This window comes from Streptomyces sp. NPDC031100, assembly GCF_055570785.1.
The window spans coordinates 319072-340570 of sequence record NZ_JBVIGN010000008.1 but is presented as its reverse complement, the minus strand read 5'-3'; the positions used below and the strand labels follow the sequence as shown (position 1 = coordinate 340570).

The following is a 21499-nucleotide window of genomic DNA, read 5'->3' as shown; positions in this document are numbered from 1 at the left end:
CCTAAGCCCCCTACGCATAGCTGACTACCCGTCAGATTAGCGGTAACCTGACGGACTGTCAGCAGCTGAAGGGGTGGGTGCACCATGGCAGGAACGGGGCTGAAAGACGCCACCGCCATCGTCGGGATAGGGCAGACCGCCTTCGCCAGGCAGCTCCCGGAGGACGAGAAGACGCTCGCCTGCCGGGCCGTCCTCGCCGCCCTCGACGACGCCGGGATCGCACCCGGCGAGGTCGACGCCCTCGCCTCCTACACCATGGAGGAGACCGACGAGGTGGAGCTGGCCAAGGCGGTCGGCTTCGGCGATCTGACCTTCTTCAGCAAGGTGGGGTACGGGGGTGGCGGGTCCTGCGCGACCGTCGCGCACCTTGCTGCCGCCATCGCCTCCGGGCAGGCCACCGTCGGCGTCGCCTGGCGGTCACGGAAGCGGGGGTCCGGGCCCCGGCCCTGGACGAACACCAGCGCACAACTCCCCACTCCCGCCCAGTGGACCCGGCCCTTCGGGCTGCTCCGGCCCGCCGACGAGATCGCCATGCTCACCCGTCGCTACATGCACGAGTACGGCGCCACCCGCGATCACCTGTTCAACGTCGCCCTCGCCTGCCGGAACCGGGCCAACCAGAACCCCGCCGCGGTGATGTACGAGCGGCCGCTGACCCGCGAGATGTACATGACCTCCCGCTGGATCAGCGAGCCCCTCTGCCTCTTCGACAACTGTCTGGAGACGGATGGGGCCCTGGCCTGTGTGGTCGTCAGCAGGGAGCGGGCTCGGGACTGTCGCCAGGCCCCCGTCTACGTCCACGCCGCCGCCCAGGGCCTGCCCGCCCAGCACCACGGCATGGTCAACTACTGGAACGACGACCCCCTCACCGGCCCGGCCTGGACCGCCGCCCGGCATCTGTGGAAGCACGCCGACCTCACGCCCGACGACGTGGACGTGGCGCAGATCTACGACGCGTTCACGGCCCTGATACCGCTCTCGCTGGAGGGGTACGGCTTCTGCGGGCGGGGCGAGGGCGGGGCCTTCACCGAGCAGGGCGCCCTGGAGATCGGCGGGCGGCTGCCCGTCAACACCGGGGGCGGCGGGCTCTCCGAGGCGTATGTGCATGGCTTCAACCTCATCAACGAAGGGGTGAAGCAGCTGCGCGGCACCAGCACCGCGCAGGTTCCGGACGCCGCCACCTGTCTGGTCACCGCCGGCGAGGGTGTCCCCACCTCCGCCCTTCTCCTGAGGAGCTGAGCCATGCTGACCCCGGTCACCGACGCCGACGGCGCCCCCTTCTGGGAGTACGCGGTCCGAGGCGAACTGCGCGTCCAGGCCTGTGCCGACTGCGGCGAGCTCCGCTTCCCGCCCCGCCCCTGCTGCCCGCACTGCCAGTCCTTCGCGAGCGAGTGGCGGCCGGTCTCGGGACGCGGGCGCGTGTGGTCGTACGTCGTGCCGCATCCGCCGCTGCTGCCCGAGTACGCGGAGCAGGCGCCGTACAACGTGATCGTCGTGGAGCTGGAGGACGCGCCCCGGATCCGGCTGGTCGGGAATCTGGTGAGCCGGGCCGGGGCGCGGCTCGACTCCCTTGATGCGGACCGCATTCGGATCGGCGCCCGGGTTCAGGTCGTCTTCTCGGGCGGGCTTCCGCAGTGGGTGCCGGCGTGAACACCGTCCGCCTCTGTGCCGACAAGGACACCGGCGTCGCCGTCGTCACCCTGAACCGGCCCGAGCGGCTCAACGCCATCGACCTCGACATGGCCCGGGAACTCGCCCAGGTCTGGCGGGAGTTGCGGTTCGACGACTCGGTGCGGGCCGTCGTCCTGACCGGGGCCGGGGAGCGGGCCTTCTGTACGGGCATCGACCGGGACGTCGTCGTACCGCAGCCCTCGTCGCCGTACATGCAGGACGATCCGCTGCTCGGCATCGGGCCGAAGGCGAACGACCTGTGGAAGCCGGTCGTCGCCGCCGTGCGCGGCATGGCCTGCGGCGGGGCCTTCTATCTGCTGGGCGAGAGCGAGTTCGTCGTCGCCGACACGACGGCCGCTTTCTTCGATCCGCACACCACCTACGGGATGGTCAGCGCGTACGAGTCCGTGCTCATGGCCCAGCGGATGCCGTACGGGGAGGTCGCGCGGATGATGCTCATGGGCACCGCGGAACGCGTCTCGGCGGAGCGCGCCCACGCCGTCGGGCTCGTCTCCGAACTCACCGAGCCGGGCGGGGCGTTGGACGCGGCCGTACGCTGCGCCACCGTCATCGCCGGGTATCCGGCGCAGGGCGTGCAGGGGACCGTGCGGGCCCTCTGGGCGGCCAAGGAGGCGGCACGCGCGCAGGCGTTCGCGCAGGCGCCGCATCTCATCGCGCTCGGCAATCTGCCGCCCGAACGGCAGGCGGAACTGTTCGCCGGGAGGGGGCGGGAGTACCGGCTGCGTTAGGGCATGGCCTCCGCCTCCGAGTCCGCCGCGCAGTGGTCGACCGACGACCGGTAGCGCTGTCCGAGGGTCACCCGGGTGGTTGCCCTGCCGTTTGCGGGGACGGAGACGGAGGAGTTCTTCACCAGTTCGCTGCCCTGAGCCTCGTAGAAGGTGACCCAGACCTGGAATTCGGCCTCGCGGTTGTTGGGGTTCGTGACCTCGACCGTCGCGTACGGCCTCTTCTCGCTCGCACAGCTGATCAGCCGCGCCGTCCCCGCTTCGAGGGTCGTGCTGCCGCCGGACGGCGTGGACGTGGCGCGGTGGGTGGGCCAGGTGCGGTGACCGCCCGTACTGCCGCTCCCGCTGCTCCCGCTGCTCCCGTAGCTGTCGTCGTCCGAGTCGTCGTCCGAGTCGTCGTACGAGGACCCATCGCCGTACGAACCGCCCCCGGACGTCGACGAGGACGAACTGTCGTGGTCCTGGTGGGAACTGCTGCACCCCCCGCCGCCGTGCCCGCTGTGTCCGTGGCCCCGCGAGAAGCCCGTCAGCGCGAGCACCACGAGTGCCAGGACCGCCGTGAACCTGAGTCTGCGCCCCCGAAGCTGCATACGATCACCCTATCGGGGCACCCGGCCCGTTCACGGTCTGTGTGGCGGTGGATCCGCAGCGGGGCTAGCGTCAGCACTGGGAGCGGCGACGTCAGCGCCGCTCCCCAACGGCGACGGCCGCCGTCCGAACCCTTCCGTGCACCCGTACGACGGCCGTCACCCGAGTCAGGTCCCCCGGTCAGGCGGTGCGGGCCGTCCCTGTCCCCTTCTCCGCGTCGAGCGCGTACACGCAGCGGTCCTTGCTGCACGCGTACACCACGCCGTCCTTGACGACCGGCGAGCCGGTGATCTCGCCGCCCGTGGCCAGCTTCCAGCGGAGCCGGCCGTCGTCGGCCTTCAGGGTGTAGAGGAGATGGTCTGTGGAGCCGAAGTGGATGCGGCCTTCCGCCACCGCGGGGGCGCCCACGACGTCGCCGCCCGCCTGGAAGCGCCACTTGGGGGTACCGGTGACCGCGTCCAGGGTGTAGAGGCCCTTGCCGCTGCCGACGTGGACGTGCCCGGCGGCCACCAGGACCGGCTCGATGGAGGAGCGGGCCTCGGTGGCGATGCGCCAGCGGTCGCGGCCGTCGGTCGCGTCGAGGGCGTAGACCGTGCCGAGGTAGTCGGCGAGGTAGACGCCGCCGCCCGTGACGGCCGGGCCGGGGGCGAAGGCGGGCGGGCAGAGGAAGACCGCGGGGGCCTCGAAGTGCCAGCGCACCAGGCCGCTCGCCACCTCGATCGCGAGGACCCGGGTGCCGGCACAGACGTAGACGTAGCCGTCGGGGGCCGGGGTGATGCGGACCGGGACGCCGCCGCAGGAGGCCGCGTCGCCGATGGGGTACGACCAGCGTTCCTCGCCGGTGCGGGCCTCCAGGGCGCGCAGCCGGGCGTCCTGCCAGACGTAGACGGTGCCGTCGTGGACGGCGGGGCCGGCCTCGGGGGACTCGAAGTCGGTCTGGCAGCCGCTGATCTCCCACAGCTTCTGCCCGCCGGAGGCCTCCCAGGCCTGGACTCCGCCGCCGCGGGTGCCGGTGACGACCGTGCCCCGGTCGGCGTGCAGGGAGTACACCCAGGCGTCCGTGGACAGCCGCCACAGGTCGGTGCCCTCGCGGGCGTCCAGGGCGAACAGGGTGGGGCCGTCCGAGGCGTGGATGCGGCCGTCCGCCACCGCCATGGACCAGGCGACATCCCTCGTCTTGAAGCGGCGGCGGCCGGTGCCCACGTCCAGGGCGTGCACCTCGAAGGAGGTGACGTAGACGAGGTCGCCGTCGACGGACGGGGTGCCCCAGACGTCGTTGGACATGCGGAAACGCCAGGGGCGCCAGCCGGACGCGCTCTCCGGGGGCGCGGGCGGGGCGGGCGGTACGGCAGGGCCTACGGCAGGGTCTGTGCCGTTGACGCCGGCGCGGGGGCGGGACCAGCTGGCGACCAGGCCGGCCTCCGGCGGGGGTGCCTTGACGGCGGCGGCGCGGGCGTCGGCGACCCGGGGGCCGGGACCGATGGGCACCTGGGCGCCGGCGAGGCGGACCGGGCCGGTGTCGGGGGCAGCCACCGCGCCCACCGGCGCCGGGGCCGGGACGGCGGGGTCGTAGGACGGGGGCGGAGGTACGGCCGAGCGGCCGCCGCTGCGGGGGCCGGGGGCGGCGGGGCCCGGCTTGGCGGCGGGGCGGCCGCCGCGGCGGGCCTCGATGAGGGCGACGGCCTTCTCGGGCAGCCAGGCGGAGGCGGTGCCGCTGTCGTCGGAGCCGGAGCCGAAGAGGTGCGGGGCGAGCTGGGCCTGGAGGTCGGCCGGGGAGGGGCGGCCGGACGCCTCCATCTGCATACAGACCTCGATGAGCGGGCGCAGCTCGTCCGGGAGGCCGGTGAGGTCCGGGCCCTCACGCAGCAGCATGAAGACGGTCTCGACCGGGTTGGCGCCATGGAAGGGCGGATGGCCGGTGGCCGCGAAGACCAGCATGGAGCCGAGCGAGAAGACGTCGCTGGCGCCGGTGACGCTACGGGAGTCCTTGGCCTGCTCGGGGGACATGTAGGCGGGCGTGCCGACGGCGACGTTCGTCATGGTCAAACGGGTGTTCGAGACACCGGAGGCGATACCGAAGTCGATCACCCGAGGGCCGTCCTCGACCACCAGGACGTTGGAGGGCTTCAGGTCGCGGTGGACCAGGCCGGCGCCGTGGATGGACTGGAGGGCCTCCGCCACCCCCGCGGCGAGCCAGCGCACGGCCTGGGCCGGGAGCGGCCCGCAGTCGTTCACTATCTCCTCGAGGGAGGGCGCGGGGACGTAGGCGGTGGCCAGCCAGGGCACGGCGGCGCGGGGGTCGGCGTCGACCACGGCGGCCGTGTAGAAGCCGGAGACCGCGCGGGCCGCCTCCACCTCACGGGTGAAGCGGACACGGAAGAGCTGGTCCTCGGCCAGCTCGGTGCGGACCGTCTTGATCGCCACGCGCCGGCCGGACGCCGAGCGTGCCAGATAGACCAGCCCCATGCCGCCGGCGCCCAGCCGGCCCAGCACCTCGAACGGCCCGATCCGCCGCGGATCGTGCTGCGTCAGCTGATCCACCACTTGCCTGCCACCTCCCCGTACGAGCCGCGCCACTCTCCATATGGACGCGACCGAAGTGCAGCGTCTCACCACCGCACCGCCATGGCGGCACGCACCCCGATTCTTCCTGGCCGGGCGGCTGGTTGCGAACCCGGTGATGAATTGGGGTGTCTCGTGCCGAATACGGTCATTTCATCGCCGTAGGACCTGCCTCACCGCTGCAGTAGCGCGAACGACGCCCCTTGATTGTCGGTGACGACGGCCACTCGTCCGTACGACGTCTCGAAGGGTGGCACCTGGACCCGCCCGCCGAGCCGCTGCACGGCCCCGAGGGCGTCGTCCAGGTCCGTGACCCGGAAGTGGGAGATGAAGTGCGGGGGCATCTCGGCCGGGAAGACCTCGGAGACGGCCGCACGGCCGAAGTCGGGCTCGGCGTCGGCGCCGAACAGGGCGTCGTGGAAGAGATCACCGTAGAAGGCGTTGGCGGCGGCGGTGTCGCGGGCGTACAGCTGCACCCAGGCGAACGTGTTCGGCTCGCGCCGTCGGCCGAAGCCGGGGTGGCTGCCCGGCTGCCACAGGCCGAACACCGCGCCCTCGGGGTCGGCGGCGAGAGCGGCCGTGCCCAGGTCCTCCAGCTGTGTGGGGGCCATCACGACCTGTCCGCCGGCCGCCGTGATCCGCCGGGTGAGCGCCGCGACGTCCGGGGTGGCGAAGTACACCGTCCAGACGGTGGGCAGCCGGCCGTCCGCCTTCTGCGCCAGCGTGGCGACGGGCTCACCGCCCAGCCGGGCCAGCCAGAAGGAGCCGAAGGCGGCCTCGAAGGTCCACCCGAAAAGCTCACCGTAGAACCGCTTGCCCGCCTCGACGTCGGACAGCTGGGCGTCCACCCAGCAGGGGACACCCTCTCCGTACGCCTCTTCGTTCGTGGATGCCCTGTTTTCGGCCATGTCGCCAAAGTAACCGCGCCGTGCGCACCCCGCAGACCAGCCACACCACCCCGGATACACCCGTGCACCCCATTTGCAGTCGGCCGAATCGCGCTCCCATCACCCCTCGGTAAGCTGACGGCATGACAGGACAAGTGCGTACCGTCGACGGCCGCGTGGCCGGCCGGCGTGGGCAGGCGACCCGGCAGAAGCTGCTCGACTGCCTCAGCGAGATGCTCAGCTCCTCCCCCTACCGGGACGTCAAGGTCATCGATGTCGCCCGGAAGGCGGGCACTTCGCCCGCGACCTTCTACCAGTACTTCCCGGACGTCGAAGGTGCCGTCCTGGAGATCGCCGAGCAAATGGCCGCCGAGGGCGCCGGGTTGACCGAGCTGCTCGCAGGGCGTTCCTGGGCGGGCAAGTCGGGCTGGCAGACCGCGCAGGAACTCGTGGACGGCTTCCTGGAGTTCTGGCGGAAGAACGACGCGATCCTGCGCGTGGTCGACCTCGGCGCCGCCGAGGGGGACAAACGGTTCTACAAGCTCCGCATGAAGATCCTGAACTCGGTGAACAACTCCCTCGCGGAGTCCATCGCCGAACTGCAGGCCAAGGGCAGGGTCGACAAGGACGTGAACCCCGCCGCGATCGCGGGCTCGCTGGTCGCGATGCTCGCCGCGGTGGCCGCGCACCAGAAGGGTTTCCAGACCTGGGGCGTCAAACAGGCCGAACTCAAGCCGAACCTGGCACTGTTGGTCCACCTGGGCGTGACCGGAAAGAAGCCGACGAAGTAGCACCCGGCCCTTTTTCCAGACCCCAAGTCCTGTCTGGCAGGCGGTGGTTCACCCGCGGTGAGCCACCGCCTGCGTTGCTATGCGGGCAGCGGCCGGTCCTTCACCACGTGCTTCATCACCAGCGTGGAGGTGAGCCGCTGCACCCCCGGAAGCGTCGCGAGCCGCTCGTCGTACAGCCGCTGGAAGGCGGCGAGGTCGGCGGTGGCCACCCGCAGCAGATAGTCGGGCTCGCCGAACAGCCGCTGGGCGTCGAGGACGTGCTCCAGCTCGCTGACCGCCCGCTCGAACTCGGCGACCGTCTCCCGGTCCTCCTGCCGCATGGAGACGAAGACCAGCGCCTCGAAGGTCAGCCCGAGCGCGGCCGCGTCCACCACCGCCCGGTAGCCCTGGATGGCACCGGAACGTTCCAGCTCACGCAGCCGCCGGTGGCAGGGCGAGACACTGAGGCGCACCCGGGCGGCCAGCTCGGTCACGGTCAGCCGCCCGTCCTGCTGCAGCTCGGCAAGGATTTTCCGATCCACGTCGTCCATGAAGAAGATATTTGCTCAGATCATGTGATCATGGGCAAACTTCGGGAACACTTTCGGGCCATTCACGCCTAATGTCCCCTGTATGGATCCGGCCCTGCTCTTCTCCTTCCTCGCCGTCGACCTGCTGCTGGTGTGCGTACCGGGCGCCGACTGGGCGTACGTCATCGCGACCGCCCTGCGCGGCCGCTCGGTACCGCGCGCGGTGGCGGGCCTGGTCTCCGGGTACGCCCTGCACACGGTCCTGGCGACAGCAGGCCTCGCTGTGCTCGTGGCGGGCTCGCCCCGACTGCTGACGGCGCTGACGGTGGCGGGCGCCGGGTATCTGCTGTGGCTGGGCTGGGGGGTGCTGCGCCGCCCGGCCGTCCCGGACGCGGACGGTACGACAGCGACCGACGGCCGGCTCTTCCTGCGGGGCGCCACGATCAGCGGCCTGAACCCCAAGGGCCTGCTGCTCTACCTCTCCGTGCTCCCCCAGTTCCTCACCCTCCGGGGCGCCCATCTGCCCGTACCCGTACAGACGGCGACCCTGGGCCTGCTGCACATGGCATGCTGCGCGGCCGTCTACCTCACCGTCGGCACCCTCGCCCGCGCCCTCCTGGCGGCCCGCCCGGCGGCGGCCCGCGCGGTCACCCGCACCTCGGGGGCGGCGATGCTCGGGATCGGGGCGTTCTTGCTGGTGGAGCGCTTGGCGACGCTGTAGCGGCGAGGAGCAGTCCAGGTCCGGTACGCGCCCGTATAGTCCGGGCAGCAGCGGGGGTGACCTGACGGACGAGCAGCGGTGCTGCCAGACCAACCCGGCTGCTCAGCCCTGGGACTTGAGCTCCTCAAGGCCGGCCGCCACCAGCAGCGGCGTGAACTCCACCACGTGATGCTCCGCCACGCCGTTGACCAGATACGGGTCGGTGGCCAGCAGCCGATCAAGCTCCGCGGCTTGCATCCCAGGGGCGACATAGACACCCCCGACCCACTGTGGCCGGCGGCCGGCCATGAGGAGCAACCGCCGCGCGATGAGGTCGTTCAGCCACTCACCATGGGCCGGTCTCCACCGATCCACCTCGTCGAGCGGCGCTGTGTACGTCACAGTGACAATGAACATCCCCGGACCATAGCGCCTGTCGGCCTCTACCCCATCGGACGGGCCTAGCCCTCCACGCGCGTCAGTCGAAAGACCCTGATCTCCCGCTCCACCCGCCCCTGATACGTGGCATACGGCGGCCAGAACGCCAGCAGGGCCTTCCAGGCGGCGGCCCGCTCCTCCCCCTCCAGCAGCCGGGCCGTGACGGGGATGTCCCGGCCCTTCCAGCTGATCGAGGCGTCCGGACGGGCGAGCAGGTTGTGGGTCCAGGCGGGGTGGTCGGTGCGGCCGAAGTTGGAGCCGACGAGGAGCCAGCTGCGGCCGTTCTCCTCCGGCATGCAGGCCAGCGGGGTCCGGCGCGCCAGCCCACTGCGCGCCCCGGTCGAGGTGAGGATCACGCCCGGCAGCATCTGCGCGCTGAGCAGCATCTTTCCCCGGGTGAGCCGGTGGACGGCCCGGTCGAGGGCCGGGATCACGTGCGGGGCGACCTTCGCGAAGGCCCGGGTGGCGGACACCTTCTGCACGAATCGCACGCCGACGGACGACGCCATCAGACCGCCACCTCCCCGCGCGCGAACAGCCCGGCGGTCTCCGCGGCCCGGTCCCGCAGCCGGTGCACCGGCCCGAACAGCAGCTCGTCGCCGGCCGCCCGTTTGAAGTACAGGTGGGCCTCGTGCTCCCAGGTGAACCCGATCCCGCCGTGCAGCTGGATCGCCTCCCCGGCCGCACGCCGCAGGGCCTCCAGCGCCTGAGCGAGGGCCAGTCCGGCCGCCTTCTCCCCCTGCGCCGTCGCCCAGGCGGCGTAATACGCGGCCGAGCGCGCGGCCTGGACCGCCACGTACACGTCCGCCAGCCGGTGCTTCACCGCCTGGAAGGACCCGACGGCCCGCCCGAACTGTTCCCGCTGCCCGACGTACTCCACGGTCCGCTCCAGGGCCCGGTCGGCGGCGCCCACCGCCTCGGCGGCGAGCACGGCGGCGGCGGTGTCGCCGAGCGCGGCCAGGGCGGGGAGCACGTCCTGGTCGGCGGAGCCCAGCAACTCGGCCGAGGCATCCCGCAGTTGGATCCGGCCCTGCGGCCGGGTGGCGTCGAGGGCGGTCTGCCGGGCCCGTACGACGCCCAGGGCATCCCCCGCGACCAGGAACAGCAGCGTCCGGGACCGCGCGAACCCGCCGGTGTGCGCGGCGACCACGAGCAGCTCGGCGCTGTGCCCGTCCAGCACCTGGTCGACCTGCCCGTACAGCCGCCACCCGTCCGCGCCGTGCCGGGCCTGCACGCCCCCCGCCCGGCCCCCGCCGGCCCACTCGCCGCCGTTGCCGCCGGTCAGGGCGAGGGCGGTGGCGAGGGCGGGGCCGGGGACGGCGAGGGCGGCGGTGCGGGTGCCGGCGGCGAGGCGGGGCAGCAGCTCGGCGCGCTGGGTCTCGGTGCCGAGGGCGAGGACCAGCGGGGCGGCGAGGACGGAGGTGGCCAGCAGCGGGGAGGGGGCGAGCGTCCGCCCCGCCTCCTCGCAGGCGAGGGCGAGTTCGGTGACCGAGCAGCCGACGCCGCCGTACGCCTCGGGGAGGGCGAGTCCGGGCAGGCCGAGCCGGCCTGCGAGGGCGGACCACAGGGCGGGGTCGTACCCGGCCGGGCTGTCGAGGGCGACCCGCAGCTCCTCGGCGCCACAGCGTTTGTGCAGCAGCTCGCGCAGGGTGCGGCGGATCTCGTCCTGCTCGGCGGTGAGACGCGTGTCCATGGCTGATCCGATCCCTCCGACCTGATCTGACGGTGCGTCATATTAGGCCGGGCGGGGAGGGAAGCCCAGGGGTGCGACACCTGCCGCGCGACACCTGATCTGATGTACCGTCAGATTCATGACGCCCGGGAACCGGAAAGTCGCCGTGGCCGGCGTGGCCCTCTCCGACTGCGGCCGTGTGGACGATGCGACCCCGTACACCCTGCACGCCCAGGCGGCCCGCCGCGCCCTCGCGGACGCGGGCCTGGACCGCGCCCGGGTGGACGGCTTCGCCTCGGCGGGCCTCGGCACGCTGGCCCCGGTGGAGGTGGCCGAGTACCTGGGCCTGCGCCCCACCTGGGTGGACTCCACCTCGGTCGGCGGCTCGACCTGGGAGGTCATGGCGGCGCACGCGGCGGACGCGATAGCCGCGGGCCATGCCAACGCCGTCCTGCTGGTCTACGGCTCGACGGCGCGGGCCGACATCAAGGCGGGCCGCAGGACGGGGAACCTCTCCTTCGGCGCGCGCGGCCCCCTCCAGTTCGAGGTCCCGTACGGGCACACCCTGATCGCCAAGTACGCGATGGCCGCCCGCCGCCACATGATCGAACACGGCACGACGATCGAGCAGTTGGCGGAGGTGGCCGTGCAGGCGAGGGCCAACGCCGCCCTGAACCCGGAGGCGATGTTCCGTGAGCCGATCACGGTCGACGACGTCCTGTCCGGCCCGATGATCGCCGACCCCTTCACCAAGCTGCACTGCTGCATCCGCTCGGACGGCGGAGCGGCGGTGCTGCTGGTGGCCGAGGAGTACGTACGGGACTGCCGTACGGGCCCCGTGTGGATCCTCGGCACCGGCGAGCACGTCTCCCACGCCACGATGTCCGAGTGGCCGGACTTCACGGTCTCCCCGGCGGCGGTGAGCGGCCGGCTCGCCTTCGAACGGGCCGGGGTGCGCCCGGCCGAGATCGACTTCGCGGAGATCTACGATGCCTTCACCTACATGACCCTGGTGACCCTGGAGGACCTGGGATTCTGCGCGAAGGGCGAGGGCGGGGCGTTCGTCGAGAAGGGCCGGCTGCTGGTGTCCGGAGAACTCCCCGTGAACACGGACGGGGGTGGCCTGTCGGCCCAACACCCCGGGATGCGCGGCCTGTTCCTGCTGGTGGAGGCGGTACGGCAGCTGCGCGGGGAGGGCGGGGACCGGCAGGTGCGGAGCAGGGACGGGGAGCTGCCGCGCCTCGGCGTGGTGTCCGGGACGGGGGGCTGGTTCTGCTCGTCCGGAACGGTGGTGCTCGGCCGGAACTGATCGCCCGGGGGGCCATGCGGGAAGACGGCTCGTGTCGGCCGGTGTTCCTGCCGACGACGGACGAGCCACAGGAGGCGACCGAGATGGCGTTGACCCGCGCAGAGCGAGAGGCGTTCCTGGCCGAGGCGCACGTCGCCGCGCTGGCGGTGGACTCGGGCCCGGGGCGGGCACCCCTGGCGGTGCCGATCTGGTACTGGTACGAGCCCGGCGGGGACGTGTGGATCATGACGGGGCGGGAGTCCCGTAAGTACGGCCTGATCAGCGAGGCAGGCCGGTTCACCCTGATGATCGACCGGCTGGAGCCGACGATCAGGTACGTGTCCGTGGAGGGCCCGGTGGTCAGGACGACGCCGGCGACCATCGAGGAGCTGCGACAGATCTCGGCGCGCTACCTGCCGGCCGAGAAGGTGGACGGCTATGTCGACTTCGCCTTGAAGAACCACGGGGAGCAGGTGGTGGTCCACATGCGCCCGGAGCGGTGGGTGTCGTCGGATCTGGGCCAGGTGTGAGCATGAGGGGATGGGAACTGATCTCCACACACTGCTGACGTCGCTTCGGGTGTGGTCGCCCGAGACGACGGAGCTGCGCCCCTTCGACCCGGACAAGGCGCCCCCGACGCCGCTGCCTCTGTTCACGAGCTGGTTCGCGGAGGCGGTGGAGGCCGGCCAGCCCGAGCCGCACACGATGTCGCTCGCGACGACGGACGCGGAGGGGAATCCGGACGTACGGATCGTGATGCTGCACGGCGCCGACGCGGACGGCTGGTCCTTCGCGACCCACGCCACGAGCCGCAAGGGCCGGGCCCTGGCCGCCCACCCGTACGCGGCCCTCGCCTTCTACTGGCCGGTGCTGGGACGGCAGGTGCGGGTGCGGGGGCCGGTGACCTCGGCGCCGGTGCAGGACAGCCAGGCGGATCTGCACGCCCGCTCGACGGGAGCCCTGGCGGCGGCCCTCACCGGGCGGCAGAGCGCGGTCCTGTCCTCGCTGGAGGAGCTGCGGACGGCCTCGGAGGCCGCCTGGGAGCGGGCCCGCCGGAACCCTACGGAGCCTTCCCCGACCTGGACCCTGTACCGGCTGCACCCGAAGACGGTGGAGTTCTTCCAGGGGGACGCCGACCGGCGGCACGTACGGCTGGAGTACCGGCACAACGCGTTCGGCTGGAGCCGGGAGCTGCTGTGGCCGTGACGCGCGCCGCTCAGCCGCCGAAGTCCCACAGGGCGAAGTCCGCCACGGCCCGGTAGCCGATCCGCTGGTAGAGCCCGTTGCTCGTCGGGTTCGCGAGGTCGGTGAAGAGGAGCACCTCCCCCACCCCGCGCTCCGACGCGTCCCGGCTCACCTCATGGGTCACGGCGCCCGCGTACCCGTGGCGGCGGAGGTGCGCCGGGGTGTACACCGGGGCCACCCGCACCTGGCCGGCCGTTTCCGGCGTCGCACCGGCCATGGAGACGGGGGTGCCGTCGGGGGTCTCCCAGAGGGTGATGCCGCCGTGGGCGATGCGGGCGTCGGCCCACTCGCCCGCATCCTGGCCGGCGTGCAGACCGGCCGCCTGCATGAACTCGTCCTTCCAGCGGATCAGCAGGTCACGGTCGGCCGGTCCGGCCACCCTGGGGCGCCCCTCGGGCATCCGCTCCGGTGGGGTCAACTCCGCGAGCCGGTAGAGCCGTTGCCGCTTGTCCAGCTCGCCCGCCGTTCCGGTGCGCTTCTGCCAGGCCGCCGCGAGGGCGTCCGCGGTGTCCCGTTCGGCGGTGACACCGGGGACCGGACGGCCCAGGTCCACCAGCCGGGCGACGAGCGCATCGGCCTCCCCCGCGCGGAGCCGGGTGACGCTGACCGGGAAGGGCGGGGTGTGCAGGAGCGTGGCCCGGACCCCGCCGGACTCGTCCCTCAGCATCCCGAACAGCGGCGCCTCGGCGCCGTACACCCCCAGGCCCCGCCTGCGCAGTGCGTCCGACACCGTCAGCTGGACCGTGTGCAGGGCCGGGCGGGAGCGCAGGAAGTCACCGGCGTGGGCGAGGAACTCGTCCAGGTCGTGGGTCAGGTGCCAGGCGTCGGGATCCATGCCTCCATGATTCCGGCCGGCCGCCCGGTCTGGACACCGGTTTTCCCTCCCGGAAGGTCACCTGCAGCGGCATCCCCGCGGCCGCACGTACCACGCCCCTGCGGTCCCGGCCCCGCAGCGTGGGAAGTCGTCGAAGTTTCCTCACAAGTAGCTCACAAGTTCTTGTTCTGTACCCGTCATGCGTGCCTATGGTGATCGCTGCGCCGGACGGAACCGACCACTTCGTCATCGCGCGCACCGACCGGCGACCGGGGTCAATGTCGCCAAGGGGAGGAAAGACCACATGCCGAGACATCGGCTCTTCACGCATGCCCGTTCGCGGCCAGGGCCTCTGGCATCTCTGCTCACATCCGGCCTCGTCGTGACCCTGCTAGGGGGCCTCGCCGTCCAGCCGGACCTGCTGAGCCGCTACCACCACGACCGCCTCGCACCGGTCGCCGACAGCTACGACGGCTTCGACGCCCAGGCCGCCGAGCAGCTCCGGCAGGACCAGTGCCTGCTGGCCGAGGCGCTGCGGATGGGCGGCCCGGCCATGTCCTCCGTCGCCCAGGACGGGCTCAACCAGCCGCCGGACAAACTGCACACGGCGGCGAACCGGGAGTACTGGAACGACACGCCCCTGTCCACCACGTTCAAGCAGGACCGGGACGCCGCCGACAAGGAAGGCACCGCGCTCTACGAGCACCTCAAGGACTTCCAGATCTCCGGCCTGCCCACGCCCGGCGGCTTCAAGTCGGTCACCGACTTCGAGTGGCCGCCCGGTGTGGGCGGTGACGACCGCCCGAACTTCTTCGGGCAGACCGGCCTGTCCAAGTGGATCTGGGAACAGTTCTGGAAATCCGAGGACACCTTCTACCGTGACCTGACCCCCAAGGCCGACGAGGCCACGGTCAAGGCGGTCAAGGACATCGGCACCCCGCTCTACGGCGGCGACCCGGACCCCCACGGACCCAACTGGTCGCAGGCGTACGAGGAGCACCAGGCGTGGGGCAAGCTCGTGGGCGACTGGGGACTGGAGCCCATGGGCGCGGACAACGCCCGTATCTTCCTGTCCTCCGGCGGCTTCCCGCGCACCGCGCCCGAGCCGGGCAGCGTCGAGTACCGCATCGCCGTGGAGGACCTGAAGACCCGGTTCGCCTCCTGTGCCTGGCGCACCCCCGCCGACCCCGACAAGGTCCTCGGCAAGGAGGTCGCCACCGCGTCCGCCGAGTGGCAGCAGGAGATCGCGGCGCAGGCCACCCAGCGCAACCAGATCCTGACCGCGAACCGCACCGCCACCAAGGCCCTCGCCGCCGGTTCCAAGGCGCTCGGCGAGATGCTCGGCCACTCCTGGCGGGCCGACCACCTGGTCCGCTGGCAGGACTACTGGTCCGCGGGCGGCCCCGGCTGGATCGGCGACAGCCCGTTCGTGATCCACGCCCACGGCGCCTCCGACAAGTGCCTGGAAGTGGCCGGCGCCAAGAAGGACAACGGCACGCCGGTGCAGATCTACACCTGCAACGGCGGTGCCGGACAGAAGTGGCAGATCCAGGGCGGGGCCCTGGTCAACGTGAACTCCGGCAAGTGCCTGGACGTCAAGAGCAGTTCCGCCACGAACGGTACGGCGCTGCAGATCTGGACGTGCAACAGCAGCGCGGCCCAGAACTGGCAGTACGGCACGCACGGGACGACCCGGCTGTACAACCCGGGGACCGCCAACTGCCTGGACCTGGCCACGTACAACAACAGCCAGGACGGCCGGATGTGGGACTGCACCGGCAAGGACCCGCAGAAGTTCGACATCGTCCCGTCCGGTCACAACGGCACCGACAAGCTGGACTACCCGACCAAGGCCCAGTTCGACCGCGTGACGAAGGACATCGCGGCCGCCCAGACCGAGGCGAAGAAGCAGCTCGACGTACTCAAGGCGCAGGCCGCGGCGGCGAAGACGGCCGCCGCGACGACGGACACGGCCACCCAGGCCGCGTACGCCATCGCCGACAAGGCGGGTGCCCCGCGGGGCCGTGCGCTGCTCGTCGGTCAGCAGAAGGCCCAGGTCACCAAGGCCTCGTCGGCCGCCCTGGAGGCGCTGTCCAAGGCTGGTGACACCGCGTACGCGGCGACCCGTGCCGCAGCAGGTGACAGCGCGACCATCGCCGCCCGTGCCCTGACGCAGGCCGCCCAGTCGAAGGCCGCGTTCCGTACGGCCGCGGCGAACGAGGCCCGCGCCCAGGCGAAGGCCGCCGCCGACGCCGCCGCCCTCCAGGCGCAGAACGCCAAGACGGCCCGCGACACCGCCAAGGCCAAGCTCGCCGAGACGCAGAAGGCCGAGACCGACGCGAAGGCGGCCGCCGCCGACGCGCACGCGAAGCGGCTCGCGGCACAGGCGGAGGAGGCCACGGCGAAGGCGGAGAAGGAGACCGCCGCCGCCAAGCAGGCCGAGGCCGCCCAGCACAAGCAGAACGCCGAGGGCTACGCCACCCAGGCCAAGGACGCCAAGGACAAGGCCGAAGCCGCCGAGTCCACCGCCCGTACCAAGCGGCAGGACGCCGAGGCCGCCCGCGACCGGGCCAAGGGCAAGATGGACGACGCCTGGGACGCCGCGAACAAGGCGAAGGCCGCCCGCGCCAAGGCGGACTCGAAGGACGCCTACGCCGAGGCCCACGACTCCGACGCCGACGCGAAGGAGTCCCGGGAAGCCGCGAACCAGGCCGACGCGGCCGCCGACGACGCCGAGACCGCTGCGAAGTCGGCCCGCTCCGAGGCGGACGCGGCAGACCAGGCCGCGGCCGACGCGGACGCCGCCGCGACGCGCGCGGAGGCGGCCGCCAAGCGGGCCCGCTCCGACGCCGACGCGGCCCAGGCCGCCAAGCTGCGGGCCGACGCCGCCGTGAAGACGGCGACGAGCGCGGCGGCGGACGCCGTCAAGGCGTCCCAGGACGCGGCCTCGGCCGCCCGTACGGCGGTCAAGCTCGCGGACGAGGCAGAGAAGCACGCGGCCGACGCCAAGGCCCAGGCCGACGCGTCGAAGGCGGAGGCCGCCAAGGCGGTCGCAGGCGCGGCCGACGCTGCCGGCCACGCGTACACGACCGCCCAGGCGGCGGAGGACGCCGGCAACGCGGCGCAGCAGGTCGCCGCCCCGGCGAACGACGCGATCCAGCTCGGCTCGCCGTATGTCACCACCGACTCCGCGGCGGGTCTCGTCGTCCTGGCGGGCCAGTCGTCGAAGACGATCGCCGAGCAGCAGCAGGCGGTCGCCGAGGCGCACGCCGCCAACGCCAAGAAGAGCGCCGAGCAGGCCCAGAGCCTCGCCGACGCGGCGACGGGCGACGCGAAGGCGGCGTACACGCTGGCCGCGGAGGCGGCAGGTTTCGCGGCGGACGCCCGCAAGTCGGCGAAGGAAGCCCTGGGTTACGCGGCCGAGGCGGCCAAGTACGCGGCAGACGCGCAGGCTTCACTGGCCCGTACGATCGAGTACGACCAGCAGGCGGCGGACGACGCGGCGGCGGCCGACAAGGCCGCAGGCCGGGCCGAGGGCTACGCGGCCGACGCCCGCTCCTCCGCCGACCAGGCAGCCCTGGACGCAGAGGCGGCCCGCACGGCCGCCTCGGAAGCCGAACAGGCGGCCAAGGACGCCCGAGCGGCAGCCGACCGGGCCGACGCCGAGGCCACCCTGGCCGAACAGGCCGCCAAGGACGCCCAGAAGTACGCGGAGTCCGCGCAGCAGGCGGCCGAGGAGGCCGCGCGCAAGGAGGCCAACCAGACCGTCCAGGACGGTACCGGAACCGGTGTCAACGGTGTCTTCTACGTCATCGACAAGATCACCGAGGCGGCACCGGCCAAGCAGCTCAACGAGTGCAAGTACACGCTCGAGGGCTGCACGGTCACGTATGAGCTGCACGTCAACATCACGGTCAGCTACTACTTCTGCGTCAACCCGGAGGTTCCCGCCACCGAGTCCGGCTGCCCCCAGTCGGAGACGATCTTCATCAAGTCGGAGACACTCTGGAACCAGACGCGGGAGTGGACCCACCACTTCAGCTTCGGTGACATCACCCGGATCGGCTGGCAGAGCCTGTTCGGGGAGACGATCGGCGCGGTCCTGTACGAGGTCGTGCTGGGGGACGCCGCCCGGTGCTACCACGGCGACAAGGCCAGCTGCGCCTGGTTCGCGACCAACTTCATCCCGGGCAAGGTGTTCGAGAAGGCCGCCGAGGCCATCCGGGCGCTCGACGCGGCCCTGAAGACCGGGATCGGAGTCGCCGACGCGTACAAGGCGCTCAAGGCCCTGGACGTGGACCCGGCGACGCTGGCCAAGATCGAGGCCGGGGTGAACGCCTACGAGGACGTCGTCACCACGTGCAAGATCAACAGTTTCCCCGGGGAAACCCTGGTGCTGATGGCCGACGGTTCCCGCAGGGCGATCCGTGACGTGCGTGAGGGCGACCGGGTCGTGGCCGCCGATCCCGGCACCGGGCGGCTGCGGGCCGAGTCCGTGACGGACACGTTCCGGCACGACACGGACCGGCTGGTCACCATCGGTCTGGCCGGCGGCAGCAGCCTGGACACGACCTCCGGGCACAAGGTGCGCACCAGCGGACGCGGCTGGGTCCTCGCCTCCGAGCTGCGCCCGGGCGACCGACTGGTCAGCCCGGACGGAACGCTCCGCGCCGTGATCGACGTACACGACCGGTCGGGTCTCGTCCCGCGCCGGGTGTACGACCTCACGGTCAACGGTCTGCACACGTTCTACGTGCGCACCGAGGGGTCCGGGGCGGCGGACGTCATGGTCCACAACTGCCTGAACCTGAACGACGAGAACCTCAAGGCCCTGGAGAAGTACGAGGACGAGATCCACACGCTGAAGGACCACGTCAACCGGACTCCTCAGCAGGCGTTCGACCTCGCCCGGCGGAAGAACGAGATCAAGTCGATCTGGACCAACCAGGACATCGCCCAGCAGGCCGTGGACCGGGTGGTCGGCGACTACTTCACCAAGCGGACCGCGAGCGGCCAGAAGGTGCTCGACAAGGACAAGTGGCAGAACTTCCTGGACTGGGCGTCGAAGGCCAGGGACGGTGAGCAGTACCGGACGATCACCGGAAAGTGGGACGCCTATCCGTCTCTGGGCAAGCGGTACTACCCGGACGGCCATACGGTCGAAGACGCCGGCAACGAGGTCGTGGTGATCCTGATGAAGGTCAAGGGCCACACCGGCAACGGCCGGTACGGATTCGTCGTCAAGACCGCCTACCCGAAGTAGAACCCGACCCACGTAGGACATGATCCATGCCACAGAACCGCCCCAGCTATGTCGAACTGGGCTACTCCGGTGACTTCGGACTCACCGGTCTGACGGAGCAGTTGTGCTCCCCGGACCGCCCCGCTGCCGGCCCCGTCGTCGACCTCCCGGCCGCGCTCGCGGTCGCGGCCCGGTCGGCGGACGGGTCCGACGGCGAGGAAGCCGTGGAACTGGGGGAGGACGCCCGTCGCCTGCTGGACGGTCCGTCGTCGGAGGAGGTCCTCCACACGGTGTGGCTGGCCGCGGTCGGCCGGAGCTTCGATCCGGCCGGCCACGGCATGGACATGCGCGCGTGGCTGGAGGCGGTCTCGGACCTGTCCACGGACCGCCTCCGCCGGAACAAGCGCTCCTACGTCCCCCCGCCGGTCCGGCCGGTACGGGACGAGGAGCTGTGCGGGCAGGTCGTCGCGGAGATCCGAGGCCTGTCCGCGGAACTGGCCGCCGCCGGGGGGCCGGGGCTCGCCCCGAGCCTGGAGGAGGTGGCCGGCCGAACCGACGCCGACCTCGGCTTCCGGCTCTTCCTGCGGGCCCTGAAGGCGCAGGCCGTACGGGTCTCGAAGGAGCGCTACGACAGGTTCCTCGGCCTCGGGGAGCGGCTCGGGTACCCGGTCGGGGTGGTCCGCGACGGTCTCGCCGTCGACTGGCCCCCCATCGACACCACACGCCGCGGCACCGACGGGGACTTCGGTCTCTCGCGGCTCGCCGGGAACGCGCACCAGGACTGGTCGGAGGGCACGGCCCGTCGGGAGATCCTCCGGGTGGCCGACGCGGACGAGCCCGGCCAGACCCCGGGCACGGCAGCGGCCCTCCTTCTGGAGGACGCACTGCGCCTGCTGCACTCACCGCTGTCCGACGCCACGATCACCACGCTGTGGGTCGCGGTCTCGGACGCGGCACTGCGCATGGACGGACGCGACTGGCTGCGGCTGGTCGCGGACGTGTGCGGTGAGCGTCTCGGCGAGGTCGCCCCCGCGTACACTCCCGAGATCCCGGCCGCTCGTACGGAGCTGACGGACGCGGTGCTGCGAGAACTCCGGGAGGCCGCCCCCACGGTCGCGGACAAGGCCATCAGCCCCCACTGGCATCCCCTCCCGGCCCCGGAGGTCATGACCGCCCTGGATCTGGTCACGACCCAGGTCGACCCCGACCTGGGCTTCCGCCTGTTCCTGCGGGTGCTGCGAGCGCTGTCCGCGCCGGTCACACGGGGGCGGTACGAGCGCTACGAGGCGCTCGGCCGGCGCTTGGGCTACGGAAGACACCATGTCGACGAGTTCGAGGACCTCGTCGAGTGGGCGACTTGAGGGCCCCGATCGCCCGCGGCCGAGTTCAGCGGAGGGCCGCCCGGAACACCGGTACCCCCGCCCGGAACGCCACCTCCAGCTCCATCCCCGCCAGCAGCGGCTCGGCCCCCACCACCTCGGTCATCATCCGCGGGCCCTCGGCCAGTTCCACGACCGCGGCCACGTAGGGGACGCGGTCGCCGAAGGGCGGGAGGTCGTTGCGGTGGACCGTGGACCAGGTGTAGAGGGTCGCCCGGCCGCTCGCCTCCTCCCAGGTCACGTCCTCGCTCCAGCAGTGCGGGCAGAACTCGCGGGGGTAGTGGTGGGCCCGGCCGCAGGTCCCGCAGCGGCGGACCAGGAGGCGGCCCGCGGCGGCCGCTTCCCAGTAGGGCCGGGTGAAGGAGTCGATCTCCGGTTCGTCGAAACGTGTCGCGCCCATCAGAACCACCCCAGCGCCGCATCCAGCGACCACGTCTGCCCCGCCATGCCGAAGAAGCCGACGAGCGAGATCAGCGCCATCATCGAGTTCTGGCCCTGTTCCGCCCAGTCGTGGATCATCAGGACGAAGTAGATCGCGTTCAGGAGCAGACCGCCGAGCAGGGCGACCGGGGTCAGGAAGCCGAGGATCAGGCCGAGACCGAGGGAGAGTTCGGCGTAGGCCACGACGTACGCCATCAGCTTCGGGTACGGCTTGACCACCGTGTCGAAGCCCGCCCGTACCGGAGCCCAGCGGTGCTTCGCCGCCACGTCCGCCGCCCAGGCGATGCCGCTGCCCCGCTCGAACCAGGCCTTCTTGTCCTTGTGCCGCCAGCTCTCCAGCCACCACAGGCCGAGGCCTATGCGCAGCACCGCGAGCCACTCCGCGCCGTCGAGCCATATCGAGTCCATGCATCTGACGGTACGTCAGATCACGACGGTTGCCGAGATCCGCGACGGCAATCGGCCGTGGGTCCGGCGTGGGCACCTTCGCCGATTCCGACGATCCGAGGCGGATACGACACCTGTC

20 protein-coding genes are annotated in these 21499 nt (G+C 71.9%); 10 read left to right on the top strand and 10 right to left on the bottom strand.

Annotation, left to right across the window (positions count from 1 at the left end; genetic code table 11):
• The first annotated feature begins 84 nt into the window (after window positions 1-84).
• The 3 genes from ACZ5DS_RS24215 to ACZ5DS_RS24205 are packed head-to-tail and all read left to right on the top strand — an operon-like array spanning window position 85 to window position 2420.
• Window positions 85-1239 (top strand): lipid-transfer protein, encoded by a 1155-nt coding sequence (locus ACZ5DS_RS24215; protein ID WP_468242020.1) that lies wholly within the window; start codon window positions 85-87, stop codon window positions 1237-1239.
• A 3-nt stretch (window positions 1240-1242) separates the two neighbouring features.
• Window positions 1243-1650 carry a Zn-ribbon domain-containing OB-fold protein gene (locus tag ACZ5DS_RS24210; protein WP_468242018.1) on the top strand — a complete coding sequence of 136 codons (408 nt, stop codon included), beginning with the start codon at window positions 1243-1245 and terminating at the stop codon, window positions 1648-1650.
• Window positions 1635-2420 carry an enoyl-CoA hydratase/isomerase family protein gene (locus ACZ5DS_RS24205; RefSeq protein WP_468242016.1) on the top strand — a complete coding sequence of 262 codons (786 nt, stop codon included), beginning with the start codon at window positions 1635-1637 and terminating at the stop codon, window positions 2418-2420. Before ACZ5DS_RS24210 ends, ACZ5DS_RS24205 begins: the two co-directional genes overlap by 16 nt.
• Here the strand turns inward: ACZ5DS_RS24205 and ACZ5DS_RS24200 are convergent.
• The 3 genes from ACZ5DS_RS24200 to kbpA form a co-directional block, all read right to left on the bottom strand.
• Window positions 2417-3007, bottom strand: coding sequence for a hypothetical protein (locus ACZ5DS_RS24200; protein ID WP_468242014.1), 591 nt, complete (start codon window positions 3005-3007; stop codon window positions 2417-2419). The genes ACZ5DS_RS24205 and ACZ5DS_RS24200 overlap by 4 nt on opposite strands.
• A 178-nt stretch (window positions 3008-3185) precedes the next feature.
• Complete coding sequence (gene afsK, locus ACZ5DS_RS24195; RefSeq protein ID WP_468242011.1) at window positions 3186-5549, bottom strand: protein serine/threonine kinase AfsK; 2364 nt, start codon at window positions 5547-5549, stop codon at window positions 3186-3188.
• A gap of 191 nt (window positions 5550-5740) precedes the next feature.
• Complete coding sequence (gene kbpA, locus ACZ5DS_RS24190; protein ID WP_468242009.1) at window positions 5741-6475, bottom strand: AfsK-binding protein KbpA; 735 nt, start codon at window positions 6473-6475, stop codon at window positions 5741-5743.
• A gap of 122 nt (window positions 6476-6597) precedes the next feature.
• Between kbpA and ACZ5DS_RS24185 the strand changes: the two genes are divergently transcribed.
• Window positions 6598-7245 carry a TetR family transcriptional regulator gene (locus tag ACZ5DS_RS24185; protein ID WP_468242007.1) on the top strand — a complete coding sequence of 216 codons (648 nt, stop codon included), beginning with the start codon at window positions 6598-6600 and terminating at the stop codon, window positions 7243-7245.
• Between the two features lie 77 nt (window positions 7246-7322).
• Here ACZ5DS_RS24185 and ACZ5DS_RS24180 read toward each other — a convergent pair whose 3' ends face one another.
• Window positions 7323-7775: an Lrp/AsnC family transcriptional regulator gene (locus ACZ5DS_RS24180; RefSeq protein ID WP_468242005.1), complete on the bottom strand. Its 453-nt coding sequence runs from the start codon at window positions 7773-7775 to the stop codon at window positions 7323-7325.
• Window positions 7776-7857: 82 nt separating this feature from the next.
• On the opposite strand from ACZ5DS_RS24180, the gene ACZ5DS_RS24175 reads away from it, so the two are divergent.
• Window positions 7858-8475 carry a LysE family translocator gene (locus tag ACZ5DS_RS24175; RefSeq protein WP_468242003.1) on the top strand — a complete coding sequence of 206 codons (618 nt, stop codon included), beginning with the start codon at window positions 7858-7860 and terminating at the stop codon, window positions 8473-8475.
• 102 nt (window positions 8476-8577) lie between these two features.
• Here the strand turns inward: ACZ5DS_RS24175 and ACZ5DS_RS24170 are convergent, their stop codons facing one another.
• From ACZ5DS_RS24170 to ACZ5DS_RS24160, 3 genes are read right to left on the bottom strand one after another with little or no spacing between them, the layout of a single operon-like run.
• On the bottom strand, window positions 8578-8871 hold the full coding sequence (locus ACZ5DS_RS24170) for a YciI family protein (protein WP_468242000.1): 294 nt from the start codon (window positions 8869-8871) through the stop codon (window positions 8578-8580).
• Between the two features lie 44 nt (window positions 8872-8915).
• Window positions 8916-9401, bottom strand: a complete 486-nt coding sequence (locus ACZ5DS_RS24165; RefSeq protein WP_468241998.1) for a nitroreductase/quinone reductase family protein — start codon at window positions 9399-9401, stop codon at window positions 8916-8918.
• Complete coding sequence (locus ACZ5DS_RS24160; RefSeq protein ID WP_468241996.1) at window positions 9401-10585, bottom strand: acyl-CoA dehydrogenase family protein; 1185 nt, start codon at window positions 10583-10585, stop codon at window positions 9401-9403. Before ACZ5DS_RS24160 ends, ACZ5DS_RS24165 begins: the two co-directional genes overlap by 1 nt.
• Window positions 10586-10703: 118 nt before the next feature.
• Between ACZ5DS_RS24160 and ACZ5DS_RS24155 the strand changes: the two genes are divergently transcribed.
• The 3 genes from ACZ5DS_RS24155 (at window position 10704) to ACZ5DS_RS24145 (ending at window position 13058) form a co-directional block, all read left to right on the top strand.
• Entirely contained in the window at window positions 10704-11873 is a 1170-nt protein-coding gene (locus tag ACZ5DS_RS24155; protein ID WP_468241994.1) for a thiolase C-terminal domain-containing protein, read from the top strand.
• Window positions 11874-11956: 83 nt separating this feature from the next.
• A complete protein-coding gene (locus ACZ5DS_RS24150) occupies window positions 11957-12382 on the top strand; it encodes a pyridoxamine 5'-phosphate oxidase family protein (protein ID WP_468241992.1) in 426 nt (141 codons plus the stop codon).
• A gap of 10 nt (window positions 12383-12392) precedes the next feature.
• A complete protein-coding gene (locus tag ACZ5DS_RS24145; RefSeq protein WP_468241990.1) occupies window positions 12393-13058 on the top strand; it encodes a pyridoxine/pyridoxamine 5'-phosphate oxidase in 666 nt (221 codons plus the stop codon).
• A 10-nt stretch (window positions 13059-13068) separates the two neighbouring features.
• Here the strand turns inward: ACZ5DS_RS24145 and ACZ5DS_RS24140 are convergent, their stop codons facing one another.
• Window positions 13069-13932, bottom strand: coding sequence for a GNAT family N-acetyltransferase (locus ACZ5DS_RS24140; RefSeq protein WP_468241988.1), 864 nt, complete (start codon window positions 13930-13932; stop codon window positions 13069-13071).
• Window positions 13933-14215: 283 nt separating this feature from the next.
• On the opposite strand from ACZ5DS_RS24140, the gene ACZ5DS_RS24135 reads away from it, so the two are divergent.
• The gene (locus ACZ5DS_RS24135) at window positions 14216-19174 is read left to right on the top strand and encodes a ricin-type beta-trefoil lectin domain protein (RefSeq protein ID WP_468241986.1); all 4959 of its coding nucleotides are present in this window, start codon (window positions 14216-14218) and stop codon (window positions 19172-19174) included.
• A 26-nt stretch (window positions 19175-19200) separates the two neighbouring features.
• Window positions 19201-20514 (top strand): hypothetical protein, encoded by a 1314-nt coding sequence (locus ACZ5DS_RS24130; RefSeq protein ID WP_468241984.1) that lies wholly within the window; start codon window positions 19201-19203, stop codon window positions 20512-20514.
• Window positions 20515-20539: 25 nt separating this feature from the next.
• On the opposite strand, the gene ACZ5DS_RS24125 is transcribed toward ACZ5DS_RS24130, so the two are convergent.
• On the bottom strand, window positions 20540-20932 hold the full coding sequence (locus ACZ5DS_RS24125) for a Zn-ribbon domain-containing OB-fold protein (RefSeq protein WP_468241982.1): 393 nt from the start codon (window positions 20930-20932) through the stop codon (window positions 20540-20542).
• Window positions 20932-21381 (bottom strand): DoxX family membrane protein, encoded by a 450-nt coding sequence (locus ACZ5DS_RS24120; RefSeq protein WP_468241980.1) that lies wholly within the window; start codon window positions 21379-21381, stop codon window positions 20932-20934. Before ACZ5DS_RS24120 ends, ACZ5DS_RS24125 begins: the two co-directional genes overlap by 1 nt.
• Window positions 21382-21499: the final 118 nt, after the last annotated feature.